This is a genomic window from Bacteroides sp. (assembly GCF_028690125.1).
Classification (GTDB): Bacteria; Bacteroidota; Bacteroidia; order Bacteroidales; family Bacteroidaceae; genus Bacteroides.
This window is the reverse complement of record NZ_JAQVBV010000009.1, coordinates 118,475-142,758: the sequence shown is the minus strand read 5'-3', so window position 1 is coordinate 142,758 and position 24,284 is coordinate 118,475. Positions and strand designations below refer to the sequence as shown.

17 protein-coding genes and 3 pseudogenes are annotated in these 24,284 nt (G+C 39.0%); 13 read left to right on the top strand and 7 right to left on the bottom strand.

Going from position 1 to position 24,284, the window contains the following annotated elements; translation table 11 throughout:
• Positions 1-135: 135 nt before the first annotated feature.
• The 5 genes and pseudogenes from abc-f to cdd form a co-directional block, all read right to left on the bottom strand.
• Entirely contained in the window at positions 136-1,731 is a 1,596-nt protein-coding gene (gene abc-f / locus PHO71_RS08405; RefSeq protein ID WP_300201620.1) for a ribosomal protection-like ABC-F family protein, read from the bottom strand.
• A 406-nt stretch (positions 1,732-2,137) separates the two neighbouring features.
• Positions 2,138-3,522, bottom strand: a pseudogene (locus tag PHO71_RS08400) (FAD-dependent oxidoreductase).
• 78 nt (positions 3,523-3,600) lie between these two features.
• Complete coding sequence (locus tag PHO71_RS08395) at positions 3,601-4,182, bottom strand: DUF417 family protein (RefSeq protein WP_300201617.1); 582 nt, start codon at positions 4,180-4,182, stop codon at positions 3,601-3,603.
• An 88-nt stretch (positions 4,183-4,270) separates the two neighbouring features.
• Positions 4,271-5,110 carry a helix-turn-helix domain-containing protein gene (locus PHO71_RS08390; RefSeq protein WP_300201614.1) on the bottom strand — a complete coding sequence of 280 codons (840 nt, stop codon included), beginning with the start codon at positions 5,108-5,110 and terminating at the stop codon, positions 4,271-4,273.
• A gap of 2 nt (positions 5,111-5,112) precedes the next feature.
• Positions 5,113-5,595, bottom strand: a complete 483-nt coding sequence (gene cdd / locus PHO71_RS08385; RefSeq protein ID WP_300201611.1) for a cytidine deaminase — start codon at positions 5,593-5,595, stop codon at positions 5,113-5,115.
• 112 nt (positions 5,596-5,707) lie between these two features.
• Between cdd and PHO71_RS08380 the strand changes: the two genes are divergently transcribed.
• The 11 genes and pseudogenes from PHO71_RS08380 (at position 5,708) to PHO71_RS08330 (ending at position 19,439) form a co-directional block, all read left to right on the top strand.
• Positions 5,708-6,613: a glucosaminidase domain-containing protein gene (locus PHO71_RS08380; protein ID WP_300201609.1), complete on the top strand. Its 906-nt coding sequence runs from the start codon at positions 5,708-5,710 to the stop codon at positions 6,611-6,613.
• Positions 6,614-6,729: 116 nt separating this feature from the next.
• A complete protein-coding gene (locus PHO71_RS08375) occupies positions 6,730-8,118 on the top strand; it encodes an NAD(P)/FAD-dependent oxidoreductase (protein ID WP_300201606.1) in 1,389 nt (462 codons plus the stop codon).
• A gap of 82 nt (positions 8,119-8,200) precedes the next feature.
• Positions 8,201-10,810, top strand: a complete 2,610-nt coding sequence (locus PHO71_RS08370) for an ABC transporter substrate binding protein (protein WP_300201604.1) — start codon at positions 8,201-8,203, stop codon at positions 10,808-10,810.
• A 468-nt stretch (positions 10,811-11,278) separates the two neighbouring features.
• Positions 11,279-12,568: an inositol-3-phosphate synthase gene (locus PHO71_RS08365; RefSeq protein ID WP_300201601.1), complete on the top strand. Its 1,290-nt coding sequence runs from the start codon at positions 11,279-11,281 to the stop codon at positions 12,566-12,568.
• Positions 12,569-12,833: 265 nt separating this feature from the next.
• Positions 12,834-13,313 (top strand): phosphatidylglycerophosphatase A, encoded by a 480-nt coding sequence (locus PHO71_RS08360; protein ID WP_300201598.1) that lies wholly within the window; start codon positions 12,834-12,836, stop codon positions 13,311-13,313.
• A 14-nt stretch (positions 13,314-13,327) separates the two neighbouring features.
• A complete protein-coding gene (locus PHO71_RS08355) occupies positions 13,328-13,801 on the top strand; it encodes a GtrA family protein (RefSeq protein ID WP_300201656.1) in 474 nt (157 codons plus the stop codon).
• A 14-nt stretch (positions 13,802-13,815) separates the two neighbouring features.
• Positions 13,816-14,484, top strand: a complete 669-nt coding sequence (locus tag PHO71_RS08350; protein WP_300201653.1) for a CDP-alcohol phosphatidyltransferase family protein — start codon at positions 13,816-13,818, stop codon at positions 14,482-14,484.
• A gap of 6 nt (positions 14,485-14,490) precedes the next feature.
• Positions 14,491-15,425: pseudogene (locus PHO71_RS08345) on the top strand (phosphatase PAP2 family protein).
• Between the two features lie 33 nt (positions 15,426-15,458).
• Positions 15,459-16,460, top strand: coding sequence for a lysylphosphatidylglycerol synthase transmembrane domain-containing protein (locus PHO71_RS08340; RefSeq protein ID WP_300201595.1), 1,002 nt, complete (start codon positions 15,459-15,461; stop codon positions 16,458-16,460).
• A 168-nt stretch (positions 16,461-16,628) separates the two neighbouring features.
• Positions 16,629-17,925: pseudogene (locus PHO71_RS08335) on the top strand (zinc-dependent metalloprotease); the annotation flags it as partial.
• A gap of 107 nt (positions 17,926-18,032) precedes the next feature.
• Positions 18,033-19,439: a S41 family peptidase gene (locus tag PHO71_RS08330; RefSeq protein WP_300201592.1), complete on the top strand. Its 1,407-nt coding sequence runs from the start codon at positions 18,033-18,035 to the stop codon at positions 19,437-19,439.
• A gap of 44 nt (positions 19,440-19,483) precedes the next feature.
• Here PHO71_RS08330 and PHO71_RS08325 read toward each other — a convergent pair whose 3' ends face one another.
• Both PHO71_RS08325 and PHO71_RS08320 read right to left on the bottom strand, forming a co-directional pair.
• On the bottom strand, positions 19,484-21,058 hold the full coding sequence (locus PHO71_RS08325) for an Rne/Rng family ribonuclease (protein WP_300201589.1): 1,575 nt from the start codon (positions 21,056-21,058) through the stop codon (positions 19,484-19,486).
• 287 nt (positions 21,059-21,345) lie between these two features.
• Positions 21,346-21,639: an HU family DNA-binding protein gene (locus tag PHO71_RS08320; RefSeq protein WP_300201650.1), complete on the bottom strand. Its 294-nt coding sequence runs from the start codon at positions 21,637-21,639 to the stop codon at positions 21,346-21,348.
• Between the two features lie 970 nt (positions 21,640-22,609).
• Here PHO71_RS08320 and mutY point away from each other — a divergent pair.
• Together mutY and PHO71_RS08310 are read left to right on the top strand one after the other, a co-directional pair.
• On the top strand, positions 22,610-23,659 hold the full coding sequence (gene mutY, locus PHO71_RS08315) for an A/G-specific adenine glycosylase (protein ID WP_300201586.1): 1,050 nt from the start codon (positions 22,610-22,612) through the stop codon (positions 23,657-23,659).
• Between the two features lie 87 nt (positions 23,660-23,746).
• Positions 23,747-24,220: a single-stranded DNA-binding protein gene (locus tag PHO71_RS08310; RefSeq protein ID WP_300201583.1), complete on the top strand. Its 474-nt coding sequence runs from the start codon at positions 23,747-23,749 to the stop codon at positions 24,218-24,220.
• Positions 24,221-24,284: the final 64 nt, after the last annotated feature.

Genomic DNA, 24,284 nt, shown 5'->3' with positions numbered 1-24,284 from the left:
AAGATATTGCAAAAGTTACGAATAACTTTCTTTTCGACTGGATTGTTATCTTATGCAACACCTTCTTTGTTTTGCGCTGCGAAGTTATAAAAAACAGATTTGATATTTAAATTTGTGGAATAAAATATCAATGGACTACTCTAACAATATACGCTGCTCTATTCCAATTTCCTTAATGAAATAACTATCGTGTGAAATAGCTATGACAGTGCCTGTATAGTTTTTGATAGTTGAAGTGATGATTTCAATACTTTGTATATCCAGATTATTTGTCGGTTCATCCAGAATAAACAGATCCGGAGTATTGTTACTGATCATCAAAGAACAAAAGGCAAGCCTCATTTTCTCTCCGCCACTAAGTTTTTGACAGGATTTGTCCCATACAGTAGCAGGAAATAAATAACGATTTAAGATCGTCTTCAATTCATGTCCCGGAAGGTTACGGATATTGAAAGCGTATGCTTGCTCCAAGATGCTTTTACAATCATCGATAATAGAGTATTCTTGATTTAGGTAGATGTAGGTAAATTTAGCTTTTGTCAGACTTCCTGTACACGGTTGAAGCTGTCCTGTGATTAACTTCAGAAGAGTCGTTTTTCCACTACCATTGTTGCCTTCGATGGTTATACGGTCTCCGCTTTTCACTTGGAAACTGATGGGAGAGTGCCAAAGTAAATGCTCACTTTGGTAACTAAAATTGATATCCTCTGCCGTAAGCAATATTTTCCCCGTATGTAGGGGAGACCTACTGAAGTCGGTTTTCAACGCTGTGGCTGGCGAAAGAGAGCTTCGGAGTTGGTTACGTTCATTTGCTAACTTTTCGGTTTTCTCCTGATGAATGCTGCTGAGTTTACTTGTACTTTGTTCGGATTTGTTTTGCAGGGCATTCAGCATAATTCGTGGAATACCTTTTTTAATATTAGCTTTTTCTCCACGTACATTTTGTTTATCCCTTCGTTCTGCGGTTTCACGTGCAATCTTATGGGCTAGTTTGATTGCTTTTTCTTTCTCGTCAATACGCTGTTGCAATGCTTGTTGCATCATCGTTTTTTGTTCTTTGTAAAACTCGTAATTTCCACCGTAGTAGGTAATCTGGTGTTTATCCAGTTCACAGATTTCGGGAAGTAGGTTCAATAAAGTTCGGTCGTGACTTACTACCAGCAAAGTCGAACGACATTTTTCTACCCAACTGTATAAACGCTGTCTGCCTGATAAATCGAGATGATTTGTCGGTTCATCCATCAATACGACAGACGGATTATGAATTTCAATTCCTGCAAGGAATACACGTGTCTTTTCTCCGCCACTGAGTAGATTTATTGGGTAGGATAAGGCAAACTCTCTCAACCCCCATGAGTCCAGTGAAGCAGTGGAACGTTCTTCGATGTTCCAATCTTCGTTTAGAATATTGAAGTTTTCTACCGAAGCATCTCCTGCTAAAATATCATGCAAAGCTTGTTGTTTCAAGTCTATCCGAAGTGCTTGAGCAATGGTCAGTGAATCATATTGTCCGAAATGTTGTGGTATATAATAAATGTCCTCCGGTTTGACCACAATGCCAGACGACGGGGCTGATTGTCCCGCAATGATTTGCAATAGTGTGGATTTTCCGCAACCGTTATTGCCAACTAAACCTAATCTCTGGCCTTTATTGATAGAAAAATTGAGGTCACTGAATAATACTTCTTTATCCGGATGGATATAACTTATTTGTTGAATACTTATAGGCATACTATAGTCTATTGAGTTTGAAGTTGAAAAACTAGTGAAAAAAATCACGAAAGGAAGAGAACGACAAACACAATACTGGCTAAACAACACGAATTCCGTGATGCTTAACAATTTAAAAGCATATGATGAAAAAGTGATGTTTACGGAAAGTGTTGTCTTACTTAGATATTCTCATGGGTGTAAATATGAAGTTTAATTTGTGCGCAAAGATAATACTTTCCGGTAATACTATCTTGTTTCCTTGGTCAAAAAAACACAAATGAAGCTGATTCAGTAGAAAAATATTTAGAGGAATTTGCCAAGAGAAAATAAAAACAGAGGTTACAATTCAAGTAAATGCAGCCTCTGTTTTTATTATTTGCAACTTTTGCCCAATGAAAACGAATCCTTTGTTTATTATTTAATTTTATATATCGAACAGTTCATTTAATCCTTCACTCATGCTGGGATGCGTAAAAATAAAGTCACGAAGGAAAGTGTAATGCTGCCCTGTTTTCATGGCTGTTGCTACGATATTTATAATTTCCGAAGCATCAGCACAAAACAGCGTACATCCAGCGTACATCCCATAATCTTTCCATTCTGGTTGCTTACAATTGCTTTAAGGATACCGTCCATCTGTTGCAGGGTTCGTGAGCGTACAACTGCTGTTGCCGGCAGCCGTGAAACTTTGATAGAATATCCTCTTTTTAATGCTTCCTCCTCAGTAAGTCCGATGTGTGCTAATGGGGGATCAATGAAAACAGCATAAGGAATAGGATCCCTGTCGTTAATATCTCGTTTCTTATCCCCGAAGAGTTGGTCACGGATAATCCGGAAGTCGTCCAGAGAAAGATAAGTGAACTGCGGACCTCCTTTTACATCGCCCATTGCCCATACATGAGGAACAACCGTGCGAAGTTGATCATTGACTGCAATAGCTCCATGTGCATTTACTGTTACCCCTGCTGCGGAAAGATTCAATCCTTCAATCATCGGTTTACGTCCTGTTGCAATAAGGATTGCATCTCCATCTATATAATAAGGAGTACCGTCAGAAACATCCGAATAAGTAAGCGTTACTCCGTCATTTGTATCATGGATGGATTGCGCACGTGCATTTAGGTGGATTTCAATCCCTTTCTTTTCCATAACGTCTTTCACACTATTAGCTATGTCACGGTCTTCATTTGGCATAAACTTGTTTCCTCCTTCAAGTATGGTGACCTTACTACCAAATCCTGCATACATAGATGCAAATTCCAGTCCGATATATCCTCCGCCAACAATAATCAAGTGTTTTGGTAACAGATCTACTTCCAACATGGTTACGCTTGTATACACTTTTTTACTTTGTTTGATTCCGTCTATTGCCGGGATAATAGGGGTGGAGCCGGTATTAATGAAAATCTCTTTCCCTTGTAGTTCGATAGCTCCATCGGGTAAAGCAACTTTAATTGTATTCGCAGAAATGAAGGAACCTGTACCTGTGTAAATTGTGACATTAGGACGTTTATTCAGTTTTTCATAATTACTCTCCCGTAAGAACGAAGTTAATTTATTCTTGCGCGATACCGCCTGTTTGTACATATTAGCTTGCTTGGAGTAATCTTCTCGAAAGAATAAACTCGAAACTTCTGCTTCGTGAATCAGTGTCTTGGTTGGGATACAAGCTATATTAGGGCAGCTTCCTCCATACATTGTTTTTGAACGCTCTACAATGGCAACCTTCCAACCGCGGTTTGAAAGTTCGGCAGCAAGAACTTTGCCTGCTTTACCGAACCCTATAATAATGGCATCATATTGTTTCATAAATTCTTTTCTTTAACTGTTTATACACAGCCATATAACAGAAAAAATAGAATATTTGTTTATGTCGCCCAAGCGTCCTTATACGTTTTTAAGTGTTTTGAGTACGCGTTGTGACGAATTGGAAAGTAATACGACTGCTCCCGCTAGAATTACAATATCTTTAATCACTAATCGCCCGGCGCCGGACAGTAATGGAAAACCAAATTCATCGCCACCCAGATTGGGTACCCAGACCTCTGGGGTGCTGACAAGGAAGGAAAGTGTACCAAGTGTCATGATAATGGCGAGCATATCACCTATCAATCCAACTTTCGGGAAGAAAATACCTAGGAAAACCAAAATGCCGATACTCATAATCAATGCCCCTAATCCATACGAAAAGATATAAGTACGATTAACTTCATGCCATGCCCTATGTTCCGGAACAAGGGCTCCTTCCGGATTTTTAAATTCTTTGTATTCCGGTGCATCTTTTGCGTAAAAGAAACTCATAAATGGACTGTTGGCAACAAATGGTACAATACCATCCGCTTCATAATGAAAATATTTCAATCCGCCGATCCAAACGAATACAACGAGAATAGCTACACGGATAAACTTGATTCCAAAATTCTGGAGACCTGACGTAAAAGTAAGTAATGTGATAAGTTTTTCTTTCATCTTTATTGAGTTTTTATGGGTTTAACTTACGCTGCAAAGATCGTGCTTTCCCCATAACTACTCAATGGCAATACTTCCGTTTTACTTATCAATTATTCCTTTCTGTTTCATTTCTGAACTGAACAGCACTCTGTCCTGTCATATTTTTGAAAAAACGGCTGAAAGAAGCTTGGTCCTCAAAGCCAAGAATATCTGCTATCTCTTTGGCGCTTTTGCTACTGTAAAGTAGCAGACGTTTAGCTTCAGCTTCGACTCTTTCATGGATAACTCTCAATGGAGACGGTAATTTACAAGTTGAGAATATATTAGAGAGTGTCTTGGGGGATTTATGCAACATATCAGCATAATCTTGTACCTGTTTTTTTGTTCGGTAATGTTCATCTACCAGATTGTAGTATTGGCGTACTACCTCGAAACTAGATTCTTTTTCTCGCGTAATGTCTAATCTTTGGCGGGCAATACGAGTACATTGGATAATGAAACGTTTCAGCAAGATGCGTAACATCTCTTCTTGAAGGTCGTCGGAGACAGTGAATTCACTTTCCATGGCATTGGTGATGTCATTCAATTGCTGGCGCTCTTTATCATTCAGAGTAAAGCGGATAAGATGTGAGGAACCATTGAAAAGGAAACCACTACACGAAACTTCGTGGTCATTACCGTAGATACAGTAGAAATTACTGTTGAATAATAAAGTTAAATATTCCCCGTCAATAGATTTGAATTCAAGATGTTGTAGGTGAGTCAATGATATTACATCATTTTCTGAGATTAATATTTTCTGGTGGTCTATCACCACTGTAATACTTCCTTTGCGTACCCAGATAAATTTATAGAGTCCTTTTTCTTTTTGCAAAGTATTCTCCGTCAGATAAGAATCTGTGAGCGCAAGTGTTCCTTTGAGTTTGGTGTGATACTGTTGTAGCATATTTATTCCTCCATAGCTGATGAGTCAAACGATAATGGAAGCAAGTCGCAAATGCTATTTACTTCGTAGATACTTTGTTTTCCATATAAAAGGATACGGATGGGCTGCCCATAACGTTTTTCTGTTTCCAGAATAACCTGACGGCAAGCACCACATGGTGGAATTGGTATTTGAATAAAATCTTTTTCTGTTTTTGCAGCAATAGCGAGGGTCTTTACCGGTTGGTCGGGATATTGTGAATTGGCGTAAAACAAGGTGGTACGTTCCGCACACAATCCCGAAGGATACGCTGCATTCTCCTGATTAGTTCCCGATACTATTGTTCCATCATTCAGCAACGCTACTGCTCCCACCGAAAAATGAGAATATGGTGCATAACTCCGGGCAGTTGCTTCCATAGCTGTTTTTATTAACTTTTGGTCGTCTATACTCAGTTCATCATACTGATAAACTTTAATAATAGCAGTTATTGTAAGGTCTTTCATATCGCCTGGAGAATTAGTTTCAACAATTAATGTTACAAAGTTAGAAAAGAGATTGATAATCCCAATTATTTTTCAGATTTTTGTGCCTTGTAATCCACTATTAAATATAAAAATGGAGAATAAACTATACAGACTTGTCTTTTTAACGGTTCTTTTCTTCTTTGCCATAGGAGCACAGGCACAAAAACGGAATTCCCGTTATGTAGAATATATAAATAAGTATAGCGATCTGGCTGTGGAGCAGATGAAACTTCATAAAATTCCGGCTAGTATAACATTAGCGCAAGGTCTTTTGGAGAGTGGGGCCGGATACAGTGAACTTGCTCGTAAAAGTAATAATCATTTTGGTATTAAATGTGGTAGTAGTTGGCGTGGACGTTCTGTCCGCCATGATGATGATGCACGTAATGAGTGTTTTCGTGCGTATAAGTATCCACGTGATTCCTACGAAGATCATTCTGACTTTCTAAGACGTGGGGCTCGTTATGCTTTTCTTTTCAAACTCGATATCACAGATTATAAAGGTTGGGCACGGGGATTGAAGAAAGCTGGATATGCAACTGATCCTTCTTATGCTAATCGTCTGATTACGATCATTGAAGACTATGACTTGTACAAATACGATCGTAAAGGCGTTTATTCTGAACGTAAATTAAGGAAAGAGCCTTGGCTGATGAATCCTCATCAGGTATATATTGCTAATGATATTGCGTATATCAGAGCTCGTAGTGGTGATACGTTTGAAAGTATAGGTAAGGAACTTGATATTAGCTGGCGTAAACTTGTGAAATATAATGATTTACAACGTGATTATACGTTGATGGAAGGAGATATTATCTACCTGAAGAGTAAAAAGAAGAAAGCATCTAAGCCATATACCGTATATATAGTGAAAGACGGTGATTCAATGCATGGTATTTCTCAAAAATTCGCTATTCGTCTAAAGAATTTATATAAGATGAATCGTAAGGATGGTGATTATATACCTGAGGTAGGAGACCGTTTGCGTCTTCGTTAATGTAGCTTATGTTATCAGAAATAATGAGAGTTTGAGTGAGACAAAAGATTCATGATCTGTAAGTAAACTAAAAGTATGCTTGATTTGTTATTAAAAGAATAAAACATGATTAGAGTATGAGTCTCAACATTGCAAAAACAGACAAGAAACGCGTTGTAATAGTAGGCGGTGGTTTCGGTGGTCTTAAATTGGCTAATAAGCTTAAAAAATCAGGCTTTCAGGTCGTATTAATTGATAAGAATAACTATCATCAGTTTCCTCCATTAATTTATCAGGTAGCTTCGGCAGGTATGGAACCTACATCTATTTCATTTCCTTTTCGCAAGATATTTCAACATCGGAAAGACTTTTATTTCCGTATGGCAGAATTACGTGCTATTTATCCTGAACGAAACATGATACAAACTTCTATTGGAAAAGCGGAGTATGACTATCTGGTGCTTTCAGCAGGTACTACAACTAATTTTTTCGGTAATAAACATATCGAAGAAGAAGCTATGCCGATGAAGAACGTATCCGAAGCGATGGGCTTGCGAAATGCCTTGCTGGCTAATCTGGAACGTGCTATTACCTGCTCTAATAAGCAGGAGCAACAAGAGTTATTGAATGTTGTTGTCGTAGGAGGTGGAGCTACCGGTGTGGAGATAGCTGGGGTGCTTTCGGAAATGAAAAAGTTTGTACTTCCGAATGACTATCCTGATATGCCTAGTAGTTTGATGCACATCTATCTGATTGAGGCAGGACCGCGTTTGCTGGCTGGAATGTCTGAAGACTCTTCAGCTCATGCAGAGCAGTTCCTCCGTGAAATGGGAGTGAACATTTTTCTGAATAAACGAGTCGTGGATTATCGTGATCATAAAGTGATGCTTGAAGATGGCAGTGAAATTGCTACTCGTACCTTTATTTGGGTGAGCGGTGTTACTGGAGTTCCTATTGGTAATATGAATTCCTCTCTGATCGGTCGTGGTGGTCGTATAAAAGTAGATGCATTTAATCGGGTAGAAGGAATGGAAAATGTGTTTGCTATTGGTGACCAATGTGTGCAAATAGCTGATAAGAACTATCCGAACGGACATCCTCAATTAGCTCAGGTTGCTATTCAACAAGGAGAACTGTTGGCTAAAAATCTGATCCGTTTGGAAAAAGGGAAGGACATGAAACCATTTCATTATCGAAACTTGGGTGCTATGGCAACAGTTGGTCGTAATCGTGCTGTAGCAGAATTCAAGAAGGTCAAGATGCAGGGATGGTTTGCTTGGGTCATGTGGCTGGTAGTTCATTTGCGTTCTATACTTGGAGTCCGTAATAAAGTAGTGGTATTGCTTAATTGGGTATGGAATTATTTTACATATGATCAATCCATGCGTATGATTGTTTATGCGCGAAAAGCGAAGGAAATTCGTGACAGAGAAACTGTTGAAGCAACTACTCATTGGGGAGACGATTTGTATCCAATTTCGGAAGTGTCAAAAGAACCATCTACGAAGTTATCGGGCAAAGAATAAAAAATAAACGTCTATTTGCATCGTTTTCAATATAATAACGTATATTTGTACGCACAATAATTGAAACAAAGCAATTTTGCGTATGAACCGTCGAAACTATTGTTTGTTTGTAGTTTTGCTCTTTATTATTTTTAATCGAGCTTTAGCTACTGAACAGACATACAAAATATTATTTATTCAATCTTATACATCCCAGACTCCCTGGAGTGGTGATCTTACGAGTGGGTTAGCCAAAGGGTTTAAAGATAGCGGATTGAAAGTAGATATCACAACTGAATATTTGGATGCTGATTTTTGGGCTTTCAAATCAGAGAAGGTGATTATGCGTCGTATCTGTGAGCGTGCCCGTGAAAAGAGAATTGACTTAATAGTAACTGTCAGTGATGAAGCTTTTTATACTTTATTTTCTTGCGGTGATTCTTTGTCTTCGCAGATTCCAGTTGTTTTTTTCGGCATTAAATATCCTGATGAAGAATTAATAGCAAGTCATCCTAATGTATGTGGATATACCTCTAATCCTGATTTTGCCGTTATTCTGCAACAGGCGAAAAAGGTGTTTCCACAACGCAAGGAAGTGATATGTGTGATAGATAATAGTTTCCTTAGTAATAAGGGACGTGAAGACTTTAAGAATGAATGGGAAATTTTCTACAGTGAGAATCCTGATTATAAGATGAAAATCTATAATACCCAGCAAGAAACCACTAATCATATCATTTCTGCCATTTGTTATCCCCGAAATAGTTATAGCAGCATTGTAATTGCTCCTAAGTGGTCACCTTTCTTGTCGTTTGTTGGGAAGAATTCTAAAGCTCCGGTTTTTTCTTGCCAGAATGTTGGATTAACTAATGGCGTTTTTGTGGCTTATGATGCTGATGCTTTTGAATCTGCACATTTGACTGCTCAGAAGGCTTCCAGAGTTTTACAGGGAGAATCACCCTCTTCATTGGGAACGTCAGACCTTGATCAGGAATTTATACATGATTACCGGCAGTTGGAGTATTTTCATGTCAGTCAGAACAGAATACCTCCCGGTGGAGTGATTGTCAATCAGCCATATTGGGAAAAATATAAATTACTGTTCATTCTGCTTTATTCATCAATCCTGATATTATTGATTGGTTCGGTAGTATGGCTGGTGCGTGTCAATCGTAGGGAATCCAGACGAAGGGTACATGCTCAGACACGCTTGTTAGTACAGAATAAGTTGGTAGAACAACGTAATGAATTTGACAATATTTTCCATTCTATTCGAGATGGAGTAATAACTTATGATACTGATTTGAATATTCATTTTACGAACCGCTCTTTGTTGCAGATGCTTCATTTGCCTCATGAGACTTTAGCACGTCCCTATGAAGGAATGGTTGCTGGAAGTCTTTTTAAAATATTCTATGACGGAGAGGAAATATTACGTAAGATGTTGCATCAAGTGGTAGAGACTGGAAATAGAGTCGTAATACCTAAGGGGGCTTTTATGAAGGAAGTGCATACTGAGAACTACTTCCCAGTTTCCGGAGAAATTGTTCCTATTCGTTCTAAGGAGCAAATAACAGGTATGGCTTTGTCAGCACGTAATGTCTCTGACGAAGAGATGCAAAAGCGTTTCTTTGATATGGCATTAGAGGAAAGCTTTATTTATCCTTGGCAATTTGATGTGGCAAGTAATTCATTCATCTTCCCTCAAGGTTTTCTTGTACATTTTGGTTATGATGACTCTGTTACTACTATCTCCCGCGATGAGATGGATCGGATGATCCATCCTGACGATTTAGTAGAAATGAGTTCTATTTTTGATAAAGCATTGGCAGGAGATGAATCTTCTGCCCGTTTGAATTTCCGCCAGCGTAATGCAACTGGTGAATATGAGTGGTGGGAATATCGTTCTTCCGTTATTACGGGATTAACAAGCGGTTCATTCTATAATATACTTGGTATATGTCAAAGTATTCAACGATATAAGGTTGCAGAACAAGAAATGAGAGAAGCTCGTGATAAGGCACTTCAAGCTGATAAATTGAAATCTGCTTTTCTTGCCAATATGAGTCATGAAATCCGTACTCCATTGAATGCTATTGTTGGGTTCTCCGATTTGCTGAGTGATACGAGCCTGTTCTCTGCAGAGGAAGTTGCTCAGTTCATTGCAACTATCAATAAGAACTGTGGATTATTGTTAGCATTGATTAATGATATTCTTGATTTATCACGTATCGAATCGGGAACGATGGAATTTCAGTTTTCAAATCATAATCTGTCATTGTTACTTAAGACTGTTCATGATTCTCAACGGCTTAATATGCCTCAGAACGTAGAATTAGTATTGCATATGCCCGAAGTTGATAAGAAATACTTGGTGACAGATAATGTCCGGTTGCAACAAGTAATTAATAACCTGATCAATAACGCAGCTAAATTTACGACTTCTGGATTCATAACTTTCGGTTATGAAGAGGACGCAGATCCTGATTATACTCTTCTTTATGTAGAAGATACCGGGGTTGGTATCACTCAGGAAGGTATTGATCACATTTTTGAACGTTTCTATAAGGTCGATAATTTCACTCAAGGAGCTGGATTAGGACTCAGTATTTGTCAGACTATCGTCGAACGTTTGAGAGGAACAATTTCAGTAACTTCGGAAGTTGGTAAAGGCACACGTTTCACCGTGCGTATTCCTAATTCTTGCGAATAAGAACAGTTATTCCGATAAATAGACCTTTTTTGGTTCTGAAATCCCATCTACCTTTGTCCGTTCAATTCAATAAGACTTAGGTCTGAGATTAATGGCTAAAGGGATGATTCCCCTGATTCAGTGAAATCGTCTTCCCATATCCTTAGATGTATGTTTCATACTATTATAAGAAAAGGTACTTTGGGTAGTGATTGTTTCTATAATTAGACAGAGGAGAGTATTCGGGAACATTTCTATTTTGTGTATTCAGATATATAGACATTATTCTGAGAGTACAGGAAATATGGGATAAAGTCCTTTTTCCATTGTTTAATATGTCGAATGTAGGTCTTCCCTGTACTATTCCATATAACCTTTTAAAAGTTAAATCCTGCTAATTGCAATGTATATATGACAAATAAAAACCGTTTTAGTAATTAATTAGTCTTATTTTTGCAACAATTTTAGTTTAATTTTAATAGAATAGAAATGAAACAAGAAATTAAACCCGCTACTGGACGTCTTGGCGTATTGGTTGTCGGAGTAGGTGGTGCAGTTGCTACCACAATGATTACAGGTACACTAGCCTCTCGTAAGGGACTGGCAAAACCAATAGGATCTATTGCACAGCTTGCTACAATGCGCATGGAAAACAATGAAGAAAAACTCATCAAAGACATAGTGCCTTTGGCTGATTTGAACGATATTGTTTTCGGTGGATGGGATATCTTCCCTGATAACGCATATGAAGCTGCTATGTATGCAGAGGTTTTGAAAGAAAAAGATCTGAAGGGAGTAAAAGAAGAGTTGGAAGCTATCAAACCGATGCCGGCTGCTTTCGATCATAGTTGGGCAAAACGTCTGAATGGTACACACATTAAGAAGGCTGCTACCCGTTGGGAGATGGTTGAACAACTTCGTCAGGATATTCGCGATTTTAAGGCTGCTAATAACTGTGAGCGTATCGCTGTGCTGTGGGCTGCAAGTACTGAAATTTATATTCCGTTGTCAGACGAGCATAAATCACTTGCCGCTTTAGAAAAAGCAATGAAAGAGGACAATAAAACCGTGATTTCTCCAAGTATGTGCTATGCTTATGCTGCCATTGCCGAAGGTGCTCCATTTATTATGGGTGCTCCTAATTTGTGTGTAGATACTCCGGCAATGTGGGAATTCTCTAAGAAGATGAATGTGCCTATTTCCGGTAAAGACTTCAAGAGCGGTCAGACATTGATGAAGACTGTATTGGCGCCGATGTTTAAGACTCGTATGTTGGGTGTAAACGGCTGGTTCTCTACTAATATTTTAGGTAATCGTGACGGTGAAGTACTTGATGATCCGGATAACTTCAAGACAAAAGAAGTCAGCAAACTTTCTGTTATCGATACAATTTTCGAGCCTGAGAAATATCCTGACCTCTATGGTGACGTATACCATAAAGTACGTATCAACTACTATCCTCCCCGTAAAGATAATAAAGAGGCATGGGATAACATCGACATCTTCGGATGGATGGGCTACCCGATGGAAATCAAGGTAAACTTCCTTTGCCGCGATTCTATCCTTGCTGCTCCTATTGCTCTCGATCTGGTATTGTTTAGTGACTTGGCTTTGCGTGCAGGTATGAGTGGTATTCAGACATGGTTGTCATTCTTCTGTAAAAGCCCGATGCATGACTTCGAACATCAGCCTGAACACGATCTATTCACTCAGTGGAGAATGGTAAAACAGACATTACGTAACATGATCGGTGAAAAAGAACCTGATTATTTAGCATAATAAAAGACCGAAATAGACAAGTTGAGATTGAGATTTGCCCCGTTGTAAGGCGGGACTGATGCTCAACCTCAACTTTTGGTTTTTAATCATAACTTTCAGATTTCTGTCCTCGGTTCAGCCACATATCATTAAGATATTTGTAAAATATTGGATGAAAATTAAATTTTCATTGATAATTCATCTTCAGATAAGTGTTTCGTAATTTATGTTTCGTGACCGGAAATTAGTAATCAATGAGTAATTTGAAATTAGTAACTTGTAATTAATGAAGACCCCTCCTTTTCTGCCTGTATTTATAGGTACCGGCTTTGGCTCAGGATTCTCTCCCATAGCTCCCGGTACAGCCGGGGCATTGCTAGCTTCTATTATATGGATTGTACTCTATTTTCTACTTCCTTTTTCAGTTTTGTTGTGGACTACTGCCGTTTTAGTCGTCATCTTTACCTTTGCAGGTATTTGGGCTGCCAATAAGCTGGCAACTTATTGGGGAGAAGACCCATCGCGTATAGTGGTGGACGAGATGGTTGGTGTATGGATTCCGTTGCTGGCTGTCCCTGCCAACGATCAATGGTACTGGTATGTCATCGGTGCCTTTTGCCTTTTCCGTGTCTTTGATATAGCAAAGCCGTTGGGAATACGTAAAATGGAGAGCCTGAAAGGAGGAGTAGGAGTGATGATGGACGATATACTGGCAGGTATATATAGTTTTATTTTGTTAGCGGGAGTGAGATGGGTAATTGGCTGAAAGGTTTTGCACAAATGGTTTCTCAAAAGGGTGGCATCTTCATGTTTTTGAGGGCGCAGCTTTCTGCCCAGATGGCAACTATTGCAGACTTTCTCGTGACTATCCTGTTGGTGAAACTATTCGAAGTATATTATGTCTATGCCACACTGGCGGGAGCAGTTTACGGAGGAGTAGTCAATTGCGTTATCAATTATAAATGGACCTTTAAATCAGATGGAAAGAAAATATACGTTGCTGTGAAGTTTGTTATCGTATGGCTTTGCAGTGTTTGGCTAAACACGTGGGGAACGTATATGATGACAGAATCTTTAGGGAAAATCCCTTGGGTACGCGATACGCTCAGCCTGCATTTCGGGGACTTTTTTATCATCCCTAAAGTGATAGTATCTGTCATTGTTGCATTGTTCTGGAACTACAATATGCAACGGTACTTTGTGTATCGGAATTTAGACATAAGAAGCTTTTTAAAAAAATGGCATCGAATATAAACGAAGAATTAGATATGAATTACAGAGATTATTTACAACAGGTGATTTATAAAATCATCAATCCCGTAGTGCATGGAATGATTAAGATAGGAATCACTCCCAACTTTATTACTACCACCGGATTTCTCCTGAATGTGCTAGCGGCAGGTGTTTTGGTTTATGCCAGCATTTACGGCGAACATGGCGAATTGGCTTATTTGGGCTGGGCAGGAGGAATTATCCTGTTTGCCGGATTGTTCGATATGATGGATGGTCGTGTGGCACGTGTAGGAAATATGAGTTCTACGTTTGGTGCGCTTTATGATTCGGTACTCGACCGTTACAGTGAATTGGTGACTTTCTTTGGCATTTGCTACTATCTCTTGATGGAAGGTTACTTCTTCTATTCCATTCTTGCATTTGTAGCCTTGATCGGTTCGTTGATGGTAAGCTATGTACGTGCCCGTGCCGAAGGATTGGGGATAGAGTGTAAGGTAGGATTCATGCAACGTCCGGAGCGCGTTGTCCTTACTAGTTTGGGAGCTCTATTTTGTGGGATCTTTAAAGACATCACTCTTTTTGATCCGATTCTGATACTGGTAGTTCCTTTGGCACTTGTTGCCGTACTTGCGAACATTACAGCCTTTGTGCGGGTGAACCATTGCCGTAAAGTAATGATGCAGAACGACGATTTAAAGAAATAATAGCATATGGTGAAATCTATAAAAGTGCCATCGAACAAAGAAGTTTGGATGGTGGCTTGTTGTATGGCTCTCTTCCTATTGCTGACAGAAATGTTTATCGGGCTTCGTTCCGAACATTTGTTAATGGCATTCATTTATCTTATGTTATTTTTTGCAGGATTGCCTGCCCGTAAATTTGCAGTAGCCTTGTTACCATTCGCTATTTTTGGTATTTCGTATGATTGGATGCGTATATGCCCCAATTACGAAGTGAACCCGATTGATGTGGCAGGGCTTTACAATGCAGAGAAATCTTTGTTCGGAGTAATGAACGGTGGAGTGCTAGTTACCCCTTGTGAGTATTTTGCAGTCCATCATTGGGCAATAGCCGATATTTTGCTGGAATTTTCTATCTCTGCTGGGTACCTGTGCCCATCGCATTTGGAATCTGGCTCTACCTGTCGAAGTCGAGAAACATTTACCTGCGTTTTGCTATGGTATTTCTGTTTGTCAATTTGATAGGCTTTGCCGGGTATTACATTCATCCGGCAGCTCCTCCTTGGTATGCCATCAATTACGGTTTCGAACCGATGTTGAACACTCCTGGCAATGTAGCAGGACTAGGTCGCTTCGATGCCCTTACCGGGCTGACGATTTTTGACTCCATCTATGGTCGTAATGCGAATGTATTTGCAGCTGTACCTTCACTACATGCGGCATATATGGTCGTAGCATTAGTCTACGCTATCATACGCAGATGTAAATGGTATATAGTAACCCTTTTCTCTATAATTATGGTCGGCATTTGGGCAACAGCTATTTATTCCTGCCATCATTATATCATTGATGTATTGCTTGGTATATCATGTGCCTTAATCGGCATTCTGGTGTTCGAGAAAGGACTAATGAAATTATCCCGTTTCCGTCGTTTCTTTGACGGATATTATAATTATATTAAGTGATAATCACTAAGGATCATATCCACTAACCAGTAAATGAAGAATAAGTACCGTAATTTATTTCTTGCTTTCGGCATCATTGCTGTCCTGATCATGATTTTTACTTTTGACATGAATTATCAGGAGTTGTGGGAGAACTTGAAACGTGCGGGAATTTATCTGCCATTGATCCTGTTGCTGTGGTTGTTTATTTACCTTATTAATACTATCTCGTGGTATATTATTATCCGTAGTGGTGGTAAGCCGGGATTCTCTTTTGTAAAGCTTTATAAGTTCACCGTTACTGGCTTTGCGCTTAACTATGTGACTCCCGTTGGGCTGATGGGCGGTGAACCATATCGTATCATGGAACTGACTCCTTATATCGGAGTGGAGCGTGCCACCTCCTCCGTGATACTCTATGTGATGATGCACATCTTTTCTCATTTTTGTTTTTGGCTGAGTTCCGTATTACTTTATATATGTCTCTATCCGGTGGGGTGGTCAATAGGCATACTACTGGGGGGAATAACGATCTTTTGCTTACTTGTTACCGTGCTTTTTGTGAAAGGCTATCGGCATGGAATGGCAGTAGCCTGCATCCGTATGGGTAGCCGATTACCTTTTTTAAAACATCGAGTCATCCGTTTTGCTGAAAAACACCAGGAACAACTGGAGAATATCGACCGGCAAATAGCAATTTTACATCAACAAAAGAAGCAGGCTTTCTATACCACACTTATGCTAGAGTATATGGCACGCGTAGTCAGTTGTTTGGAGATATGGCTCATTCTGAACATCTTGACGACAAATGTTAGTTTTGCAAGTTGCATCCTGATTGCCGCTTTCTCTTCCCTGCTAGCCAACCTTTTATTCTTTCTGCCGATGCAACTTGGAGGTCGGGAAGGAGGCTTTGCACTAGCTGTAGGCGGTCTGGCTCTTTCGGGAGCATATGGAGTATATACCGCTCTGATCACCCGTGTGCGTGAAATGTTCTGGATTCTTATCGGACTTGCACTGATGAAAATAGGAAATAAAAATGGTCACAGCTCACTTTAATCGTAATTTATTTTTTTTTACTCTGTTAAAATTTATAAAATCATCTAATCTGTAATACAACTACAATGAATAATTTTATCTTTGTATTGGTATTAATCTATTGAAATTAAACATCAAAGCATGAGAAAGTTACTTTCCATTCTAATGCTTCTGGCAATGATGGTGTCCAACTGGTATCACAATGTGATGAAATTGCTCTATAACTGGTATATTGTGCAAGCGGGAGCTATTGACCCAGAGGCTCGTAAGCCATTGTTTGATGATAAGTTGATGGGGCAGTTGATTCGTTTTGTGTCTTCTCACGAAGTTGGTCATACATTGGGATTGTGTCATAACTTCGGTTCATCCAATACTGTTCCGGTAGAAAAGCTGAGAGATAAAGCATGGGTGGAAGCTAACGGACATACTTCGTCAATCATGGACTATGCGCGTTTCAATTATGTAGCACAGCCAGAGGACAATATTTCTTATGCGGGAATTTTCCCACGTATCGGTATATACGATGAATGGGGTATTGATTGGGGGTACCCCTGGCTGCCACAGTATAATACTCCAGAGGCTGAAGAACCTTACCTAAACAAGTGGATTATAGAAAAACTGAAAGAAGACAAACGCTATACTTTTGGTACGGAAACAGATTGAGATGATCCGCGCAACCAAAGTGAGGATTTGGGAGACGATGCTATGTTGGCAGGTACATATGGCATAAAGAATCTGAAACTTATTATGCCGGCAATTATGAAATGGACGTATGAACCGAATAAAGGTTATGATAAAGCTGTTGATCTGTATCAGAATGTTTTGGGACAATTTAGCTTGTATATGGGACATATTGCAACCAATATTGCCGGTATTTACAGTACTCCCATATCTGTGGAACAGACAGATGTGAAAGCTGTAGAATACGTGCCGAAAGATATTCAGAAAAAAGCGGTTACCTTTCTGAATAAAGAATTGTTTGCCACGCCAACTTGGTTGGTAGATAAGCAAATGACTGAGAAAGGAGGCTTCAATACATTCAATGCTATTAGCCGTATTCAGAATGGTGTATTGAATAGATTGCTTAGTGCACGTACCTTCGACAAGATGATGAATAATGAAAGGATGAACGGAGCTAAAGCATATAAGACAGATGAATTCTTCCGTGATTTGCAGAAAGGCATCTGGAGTGATTTGAATGGCGGTAAGAAACCGGATTCTTATCAACGTGCTTTAAAAGACGTGTGTGAATGCATTGATTTCGATGCTCGATAAGCCGAAAAACGGCGGTGGAATTAATATTCCCGGATTGATGATAAGTTTGGGAATGTCCGGTTCACCATCCGATGCTCCATTAATAGCCCATGGGCAATTAATGGATCTGAGAAGGAAGTTTGCCGGAACTGTCGGTGCTTCCAGCGCACTTGTTCGTAGTCATTATCAAAACTTGCAGGCTTTGATTGATGCAGCGTTTGACGCACGATAGAGAATAGGGTAGTGTGTCAAAAAATGATACACTCTCGAGGGATTGAAAGAGTTGGTCGCAGATAAACTTTGTAGCAAAATTAAATTCTCATAATAAATACTTAATATATGATAGCCTTCAATCGATTTACATTTTATTCTTTGTTGCTTTTGTTAGGATTTACAGCATGTCAGAAAGATGAAGATTTAGAACAGAAGCCTCCGGTAGTTCCTCCTGCTGAAGCTACTGCTTATGTTCAGAGAGTAAATAACTTCATCAGCCAATGTATGAATAGATGCTATTTGTGGAATGAACTGATGCCCGATATCGATTGGAAATATGAATATGATTCGAAAGCATATTTTGAGAAATTATTGTCGGAAGAAGATCATTTTTCATATATTACAGACGATCTGGAAGGCTTTTTGAATAGTTCGCAAGGAATTGAAACGACTTTTGGCTATTCTCTTGCTTATCAATGGAGAAATGATGAACAAACAAAGATATGTGCTGTAGTAGAGTATGTATATCCCAATAGTCCGGCTGCCAATGCGAATATTAAACGAGGAGATTTAATTTTGTCTTTGGATGATCAGGATATTACGTTAGACAATATGTATGATTTGATTAATAAGTCGAGCATTAAAGTAGGGGTTAGTAAATATAAAGATGGTCAATTCTTGGAACCGGAAAGCATGAGCTTGAAGCAAGTGGTTTTAACGCAGAATACTGTACATACAGCTCAGGTACTTGACATCGAAGGGACAAAAGTCGGTTATTTGTTTTATACCAGTTTTATCGAAAACTTTAATAGCTCACTTGATAAAGTTTTTGCTGATTTTAAAAAAGTGGGTGTGTCCGAGTTGATTCTTGATTTGCGTTATAATTTCGGAGGGGATGAAAAGGCGATTATTAATTTGTGCAGCCATATTGCTCCTGCTGGAATTTGCCAAAGTGAAAATATTATTATCAGCAAAATATATAATTCTATTTTAACTGACGAGATGAAAGAGAATGGAAGTGATGTCATGTCTTTTACTGATGCTTCGATCAGCGATAACTTGAATCTGACAAGAGTCTTTATACTTACGTCCGATCAGACATATTCTGCTTCAGAAGTTACATTGGTGGGTTTGGCGCCTTATATGGATGTAATTCAAATTGGTGAAAAAACAGGAGGAAAATATACAGGTATGAAAATTTTAATGCCTTTGATAGAAGTTGATGGAGATATATATTTAGATCCGGTAATTGGCAACTGGGGAGTATTGCCGATTATTCTACGTTATCAGAATAAAAATGGTGAAGATCCTAAAGGTGGTCTTATCCCCAATCATGAAGTAGCTAGTTTTTATCTCCCCATGTTTGAATTGGGAGATAAACAAGATCCTCTGATTGCTAAAGCTGTTGAAATTATAAGCGGCCGACCTCAGGTGTCAGCAAGGGGACATACAGGGCAAAGTGTTGAAAAGAAACCGTTCTGTCATATTTCATCTAAATTTGATGAAATAAAGAAGAACCTGTTTGTGAAATAGATACATAAAAAAGGCGGCTCGATTTGTTCGAGTCGCCTTTTCTGTTATTTGATTTCGATTTCTTCCTTCATGTCGATTTCTTCTCTTTGTGTATCGTAGAACACATATTCCAAGAAAGCGAGTTTTTGATTGGGAATGATCTTGATACCGAATCCGTATTTCATCTGCCATTTACGTTTTAGAGACATTAGTCCCTGGTTGATGTAAGCGGCAACGTACGGATGGACGTGTAGCGAGAATTTCTTCACCTTCAATTTATTGACCAGATAATCAATTTTACTCTCGAGAGTGTCTGTAAAAAGGATAGACGACTTGATGGTACCTTTGCCGAAGCAGGTAGGGCAGGTTTCGGACGTATTGACGTCCATGGCCGGACGCACACGTTGGCGCGTTATCTGCATCAATCCGAATTTGCTGAGAGGCAGAATATTATGCCGTGCCCTGTCTTTCTGCATATTGGTACACATACGTTCGTAAAGCTTCTGACGGTTTTCGGCTTCATTCATGTCGATGAAGTCTACAACAATGATACCACCCATATCTCTCAATCGCAATTGGCGAGCCAGCTCATCAGCAGCTCCCAAGTTTACTTCGAGTGCATTACCTTCCTGCCCGTTGGCATTCTTGGTGCGATTACCGCTGTTCACGTCTACTACGTGAAGCGCCTCAGTGTGCTCAATAATCAGGTAGGCACCGCTCTTGTAAGAGATTGTTTTACCAAACGATGATTTGATCTGTTTGGTGATACCGAAATTGTCATAAATGGGGAGTTGCCCTTTGTACAGTTTTACAATGTTGGCACGATCAGGTGCAATCAGTGTGACGTAGTCCTTGATTTCGTTGTACACAGCCTCGTCATTGACGTGTATATTTTCAAAAGAAGGATTGAAAAGGTCCCGTAGTAAACCTACAGCACGGCTTGTCTCTTCATAAATCAGCGTCGGATACTTGATGGCTTTCTGCACTTTCGTCATTGCATCTTCCCAATGTTTGACTAAGACTCTAAGCTCTCCGTCGAGTTCGGCTACGCGTTTACCTTCGGCTACTGTGCGCACAATGACACCGAAGTTTTTCGGTTTGATGCTCATTAGTAGTTGTTTCAGGCGGGCACGTTCTTCGCTCGATTTAATTTTTTGTGAAACAGAAACCTTATCGTTGAAGGGAATCAGTACCAGATAGCGCCCGGCAAAAGATATTTCGGACGTCAGTCGTGGTCCCTTGGTCGATATAGGCTCCTTGACTATTTGCACCACTACTTCTTGTCCGACCTTTAATGTGTTGGCTACAGTGCCATCCTTATCCAGGTCAGGAAGTAGGGTTGCTTTGCTGATGGAGTTCAGCTTTTTTTTGTCGCTTAGAGTTTGCTTTACAAACTTTTCGAGTGAGTTAAATTGAGGTCCCAGGTCTAAATAATGAAGGAAAGCGTCTTTCTCGTAACCGACGTCTACAAAGCAAGCATTCAGTCCAGGCATCAATTTCTTGATGCGCCCCAAATACATATTACCCACAGAGAAAGAAATATTTGTTCCTTCACTTTGAAGTTCTACCAGGCTCTTATCTTCGAGGAGGGCGATGGAGACTTCTTTGGGCTGTACGTCTACTACTAGTTCACTTGTCACAGTTTCCTTTCCTTAAATTACATTAGTTGAATCTCAATACAATGAACAACTTTTTTAACAGTTTGTTCATTAAGGTTAGCTACTTAAACAAAGAACAAACTTGAAAGACATTAGCTTCGCAAGTTTGTTCTTTATTCTGTTTTGACTCAGACTTAAAAATTATTTTTTGCTTTTATGTCTGTTTTTTCTTAGTCTTTTTTTACGCTTGTGCGTAGACATTTTATGTCTTTTTTTCTTTTTTCCGCTAGGCATAGCTTCACAAATTTATGGGTTAATACTCTTGTTTATTATTTCTTTACTGAAATTGTAAATGTCTTAGCCGGTTTAAATGCCGGAATGTTATGTTCCGGAATAATGATGGTAGTGTTTTTTGAGATGTTACGAGCTGTCTTTTGTGCTCTCTTCTTCACCACGAAGCTACCAAATCCGCGAAGGTACACATTTTCATCGTTCGACAAAGAATCTTTCACTGCATCCATGAATGCTTCCACGGTTGTAAGAACTGTAACCTTGTCAATACCGGTTTTCTTTGTAATCTCGTTTACAATATCTGCTTTAGTCATTTTTTTCTTAAAAAAAATATTATTACTCTGTTCTTGCTAATTTTTTGGACTGCAAATATATAGCTTTTTAGTGGCTCTAAAAAATATATTCCAGACTATTTTTAGAAAAAGTCGTGCGATTATATGTTATTAAGTTGATTATGAGATGTTCTTTGTTATTAGAAATCGAATTTTTCTGGAATGCATGGAGAACCCGTCTATATATATAGGTATAAAGTTTCAATTGATATTATAGGAAGCCGGTATGTTAACGGATGATTAGAGAAATAAAAATTAGAACGTTTTCTGCTTTTCAGAAAAAAAGGTAGTGGAATACGATTGAGCAGCTCATAAAGTTGGATAAAAAGATTATTTGGTAGGGAAACAAATTTTATCGACACTAATTGGTTTTCATGTTTTACAATCGTTTCTACTTGGAAATATATAACTTTAATAGTATAAGTGTCATGTTTTTAAGTACAAATATCACTTTTGAAAGCTGTTTTACTAAAAAAATGTCTAGGTTTGCTAAAAGAAAGATATACATTCATTTTTATTAATTTTATACAGTTGAATCTAAAAACGGGTAAGTTAATTGTTTGTAGTGCATTGCCCCAATCAAAAAAGAACAAAGTTGCAGTGCTGTAAATATGAATATACTTAAATATTGCAGGTGATACATTGAACGATAAATTCAATGAATATGAAAAAGTTATTTTATTTTTATTGTGTTTTGTTTGTTTCGATAAGTATTAGTTCTTGTGTACAGGATCAAATGTTCGAGAATGAAAGTGGGAAACAATTGGAATTGGCAAACTATAATTATGTTTGTAATTCGAAAAAATAAATGTATTCCTACTGTTAGTATCAGTGGTATAAGAAGGATAGCGAATGTTCATTTTCTAAAAAAGTGGAGTCATTAAGTGTTCTTAGAGTCAAAAGAGTTACTTTTGTGTGTCTTTTGAATAGCATATATAAGATAATTGTTAGACAAATCCTTTTGTGTGGAATGAATGAATTTACAAAAACGATCATAGAGTGGTATAATGAGTACAAACGAGATTTGCCTTGGAGAGAGTCATCGGACCCTTATTTGATATGGATTTCCGAGATTATTCTTCAGCAGACACGTGTGGCGCAGGGGTATGATTACTATCTCCGCTTTATCGGACGTTTTCCCAATGTGCAGATGTTGGCAGACGCCGACGAAGATGAAGTGATGAAGTATTGGCAGGGACTGGGATATTACTCTCGTGCCCGTAATCTTCATGCTGCTGCCAAAAGTATGAATGGCGTTTTTCCGAAAACGTATCCGGAAGTGTTGGCATTAAAGGGGGTAGGGGAGTATACAGCCGCGGCTATCTGTTCTTTTGCTTACGGAATGCTTTATGCGGTGGTGGATGGTAATGTGTACCGGGTTCTTTCACGCTATTTTGGCATTGACACACCGATTGATTCGACGGAAGGGAAGAAACTCTTTACTGCCTTGGCAGATGAAATGCTGGATAAGAAATATCCGGCACTTTATAATCAGGGAATTATGGATTTTGGCGCGATACAATGTACACCACAATCGCCCAACTGTTTGTTTTGTCCGTTGGCGGAAGGATGTTCGGCTCTGGCGACAGGGCGTACGGCATTGCTTCCGGTGAAACAGCATAAGACGAAAACGACTAACCGCTATTTTAATTATATTTATGTACGTGTAGGTGCGTATACTTATATAAATAAACGTACAGCAGATGATATCTGGAAGAATTTGTTTGAATTTCCTTTAATCGAAACTCCGGTTTCTGTGACGGAGGAAGAGTTTTTGGTTTTGCCGGAGTTTCAGGCTTTGATTGCCCGGGGAGAGAAACCCGTAGTGCGCACTGTTTGCAGAGAAGTGAAACATACCTTGTCTCATCGGATAATTTATACTAATTTCTATGAGGTAACGTTGCCCGAAGATTCTGCTTCCTTCGCTAATTATCAGAAAATAAGAACGGACGAACTGGGGCGGTATGCAGTTTCTAAGCTAGTACATGTTTTCATTGAGAAGTATGTTGGTTTGAAATAAAAGTAATGACAATTCTTGCATTCTATTGTTATTCTGTTTAATTTTGGCAGCAGATTTAATTTTTTGAATAATAAATTCGATACATATATGTCAGTAAATAAAGTGATATTATTAGGAAATGTAGGACAAGATCCGAGAGTGAAATACTTTGATACGGGATCGGCTGTGGCTACTTTCCCTTTGGCTACAACGGACCGTGCTTATACGTTGGCAAACGGAACTCAGATTCCCGAAAGAACTGAATGGCATAATATAGTGGTATCCAACCGCTTGGCTGAAATTGTAGATAAATATGTGCATAAAGGAGATAAGTTGTATCTGGAAGGAAAGATAAAAACTCGTTCTTATAGTGATCAGACAGGTGCAATGCGTTATATCACCGAGGTTTATGTAGACAATATGGAGATGCTGTCTCCGAAGGGAGCTAACCCCGCTGCGGGTACCTCTGCCGGACAACAAACTTCTCCTGTGCAATCTAATCCTGCTCAACAATCACTACAGGGACAACCTTCGCAGGGACAACCTGAACAAGGTAATTCGGCAGACGATTTACCTTTTTAAATATTGTGATAATGGGGTTGCCCGAAAAGTTTGTAAAGTCCTAGAGCCTGTAAATCATTCTGCT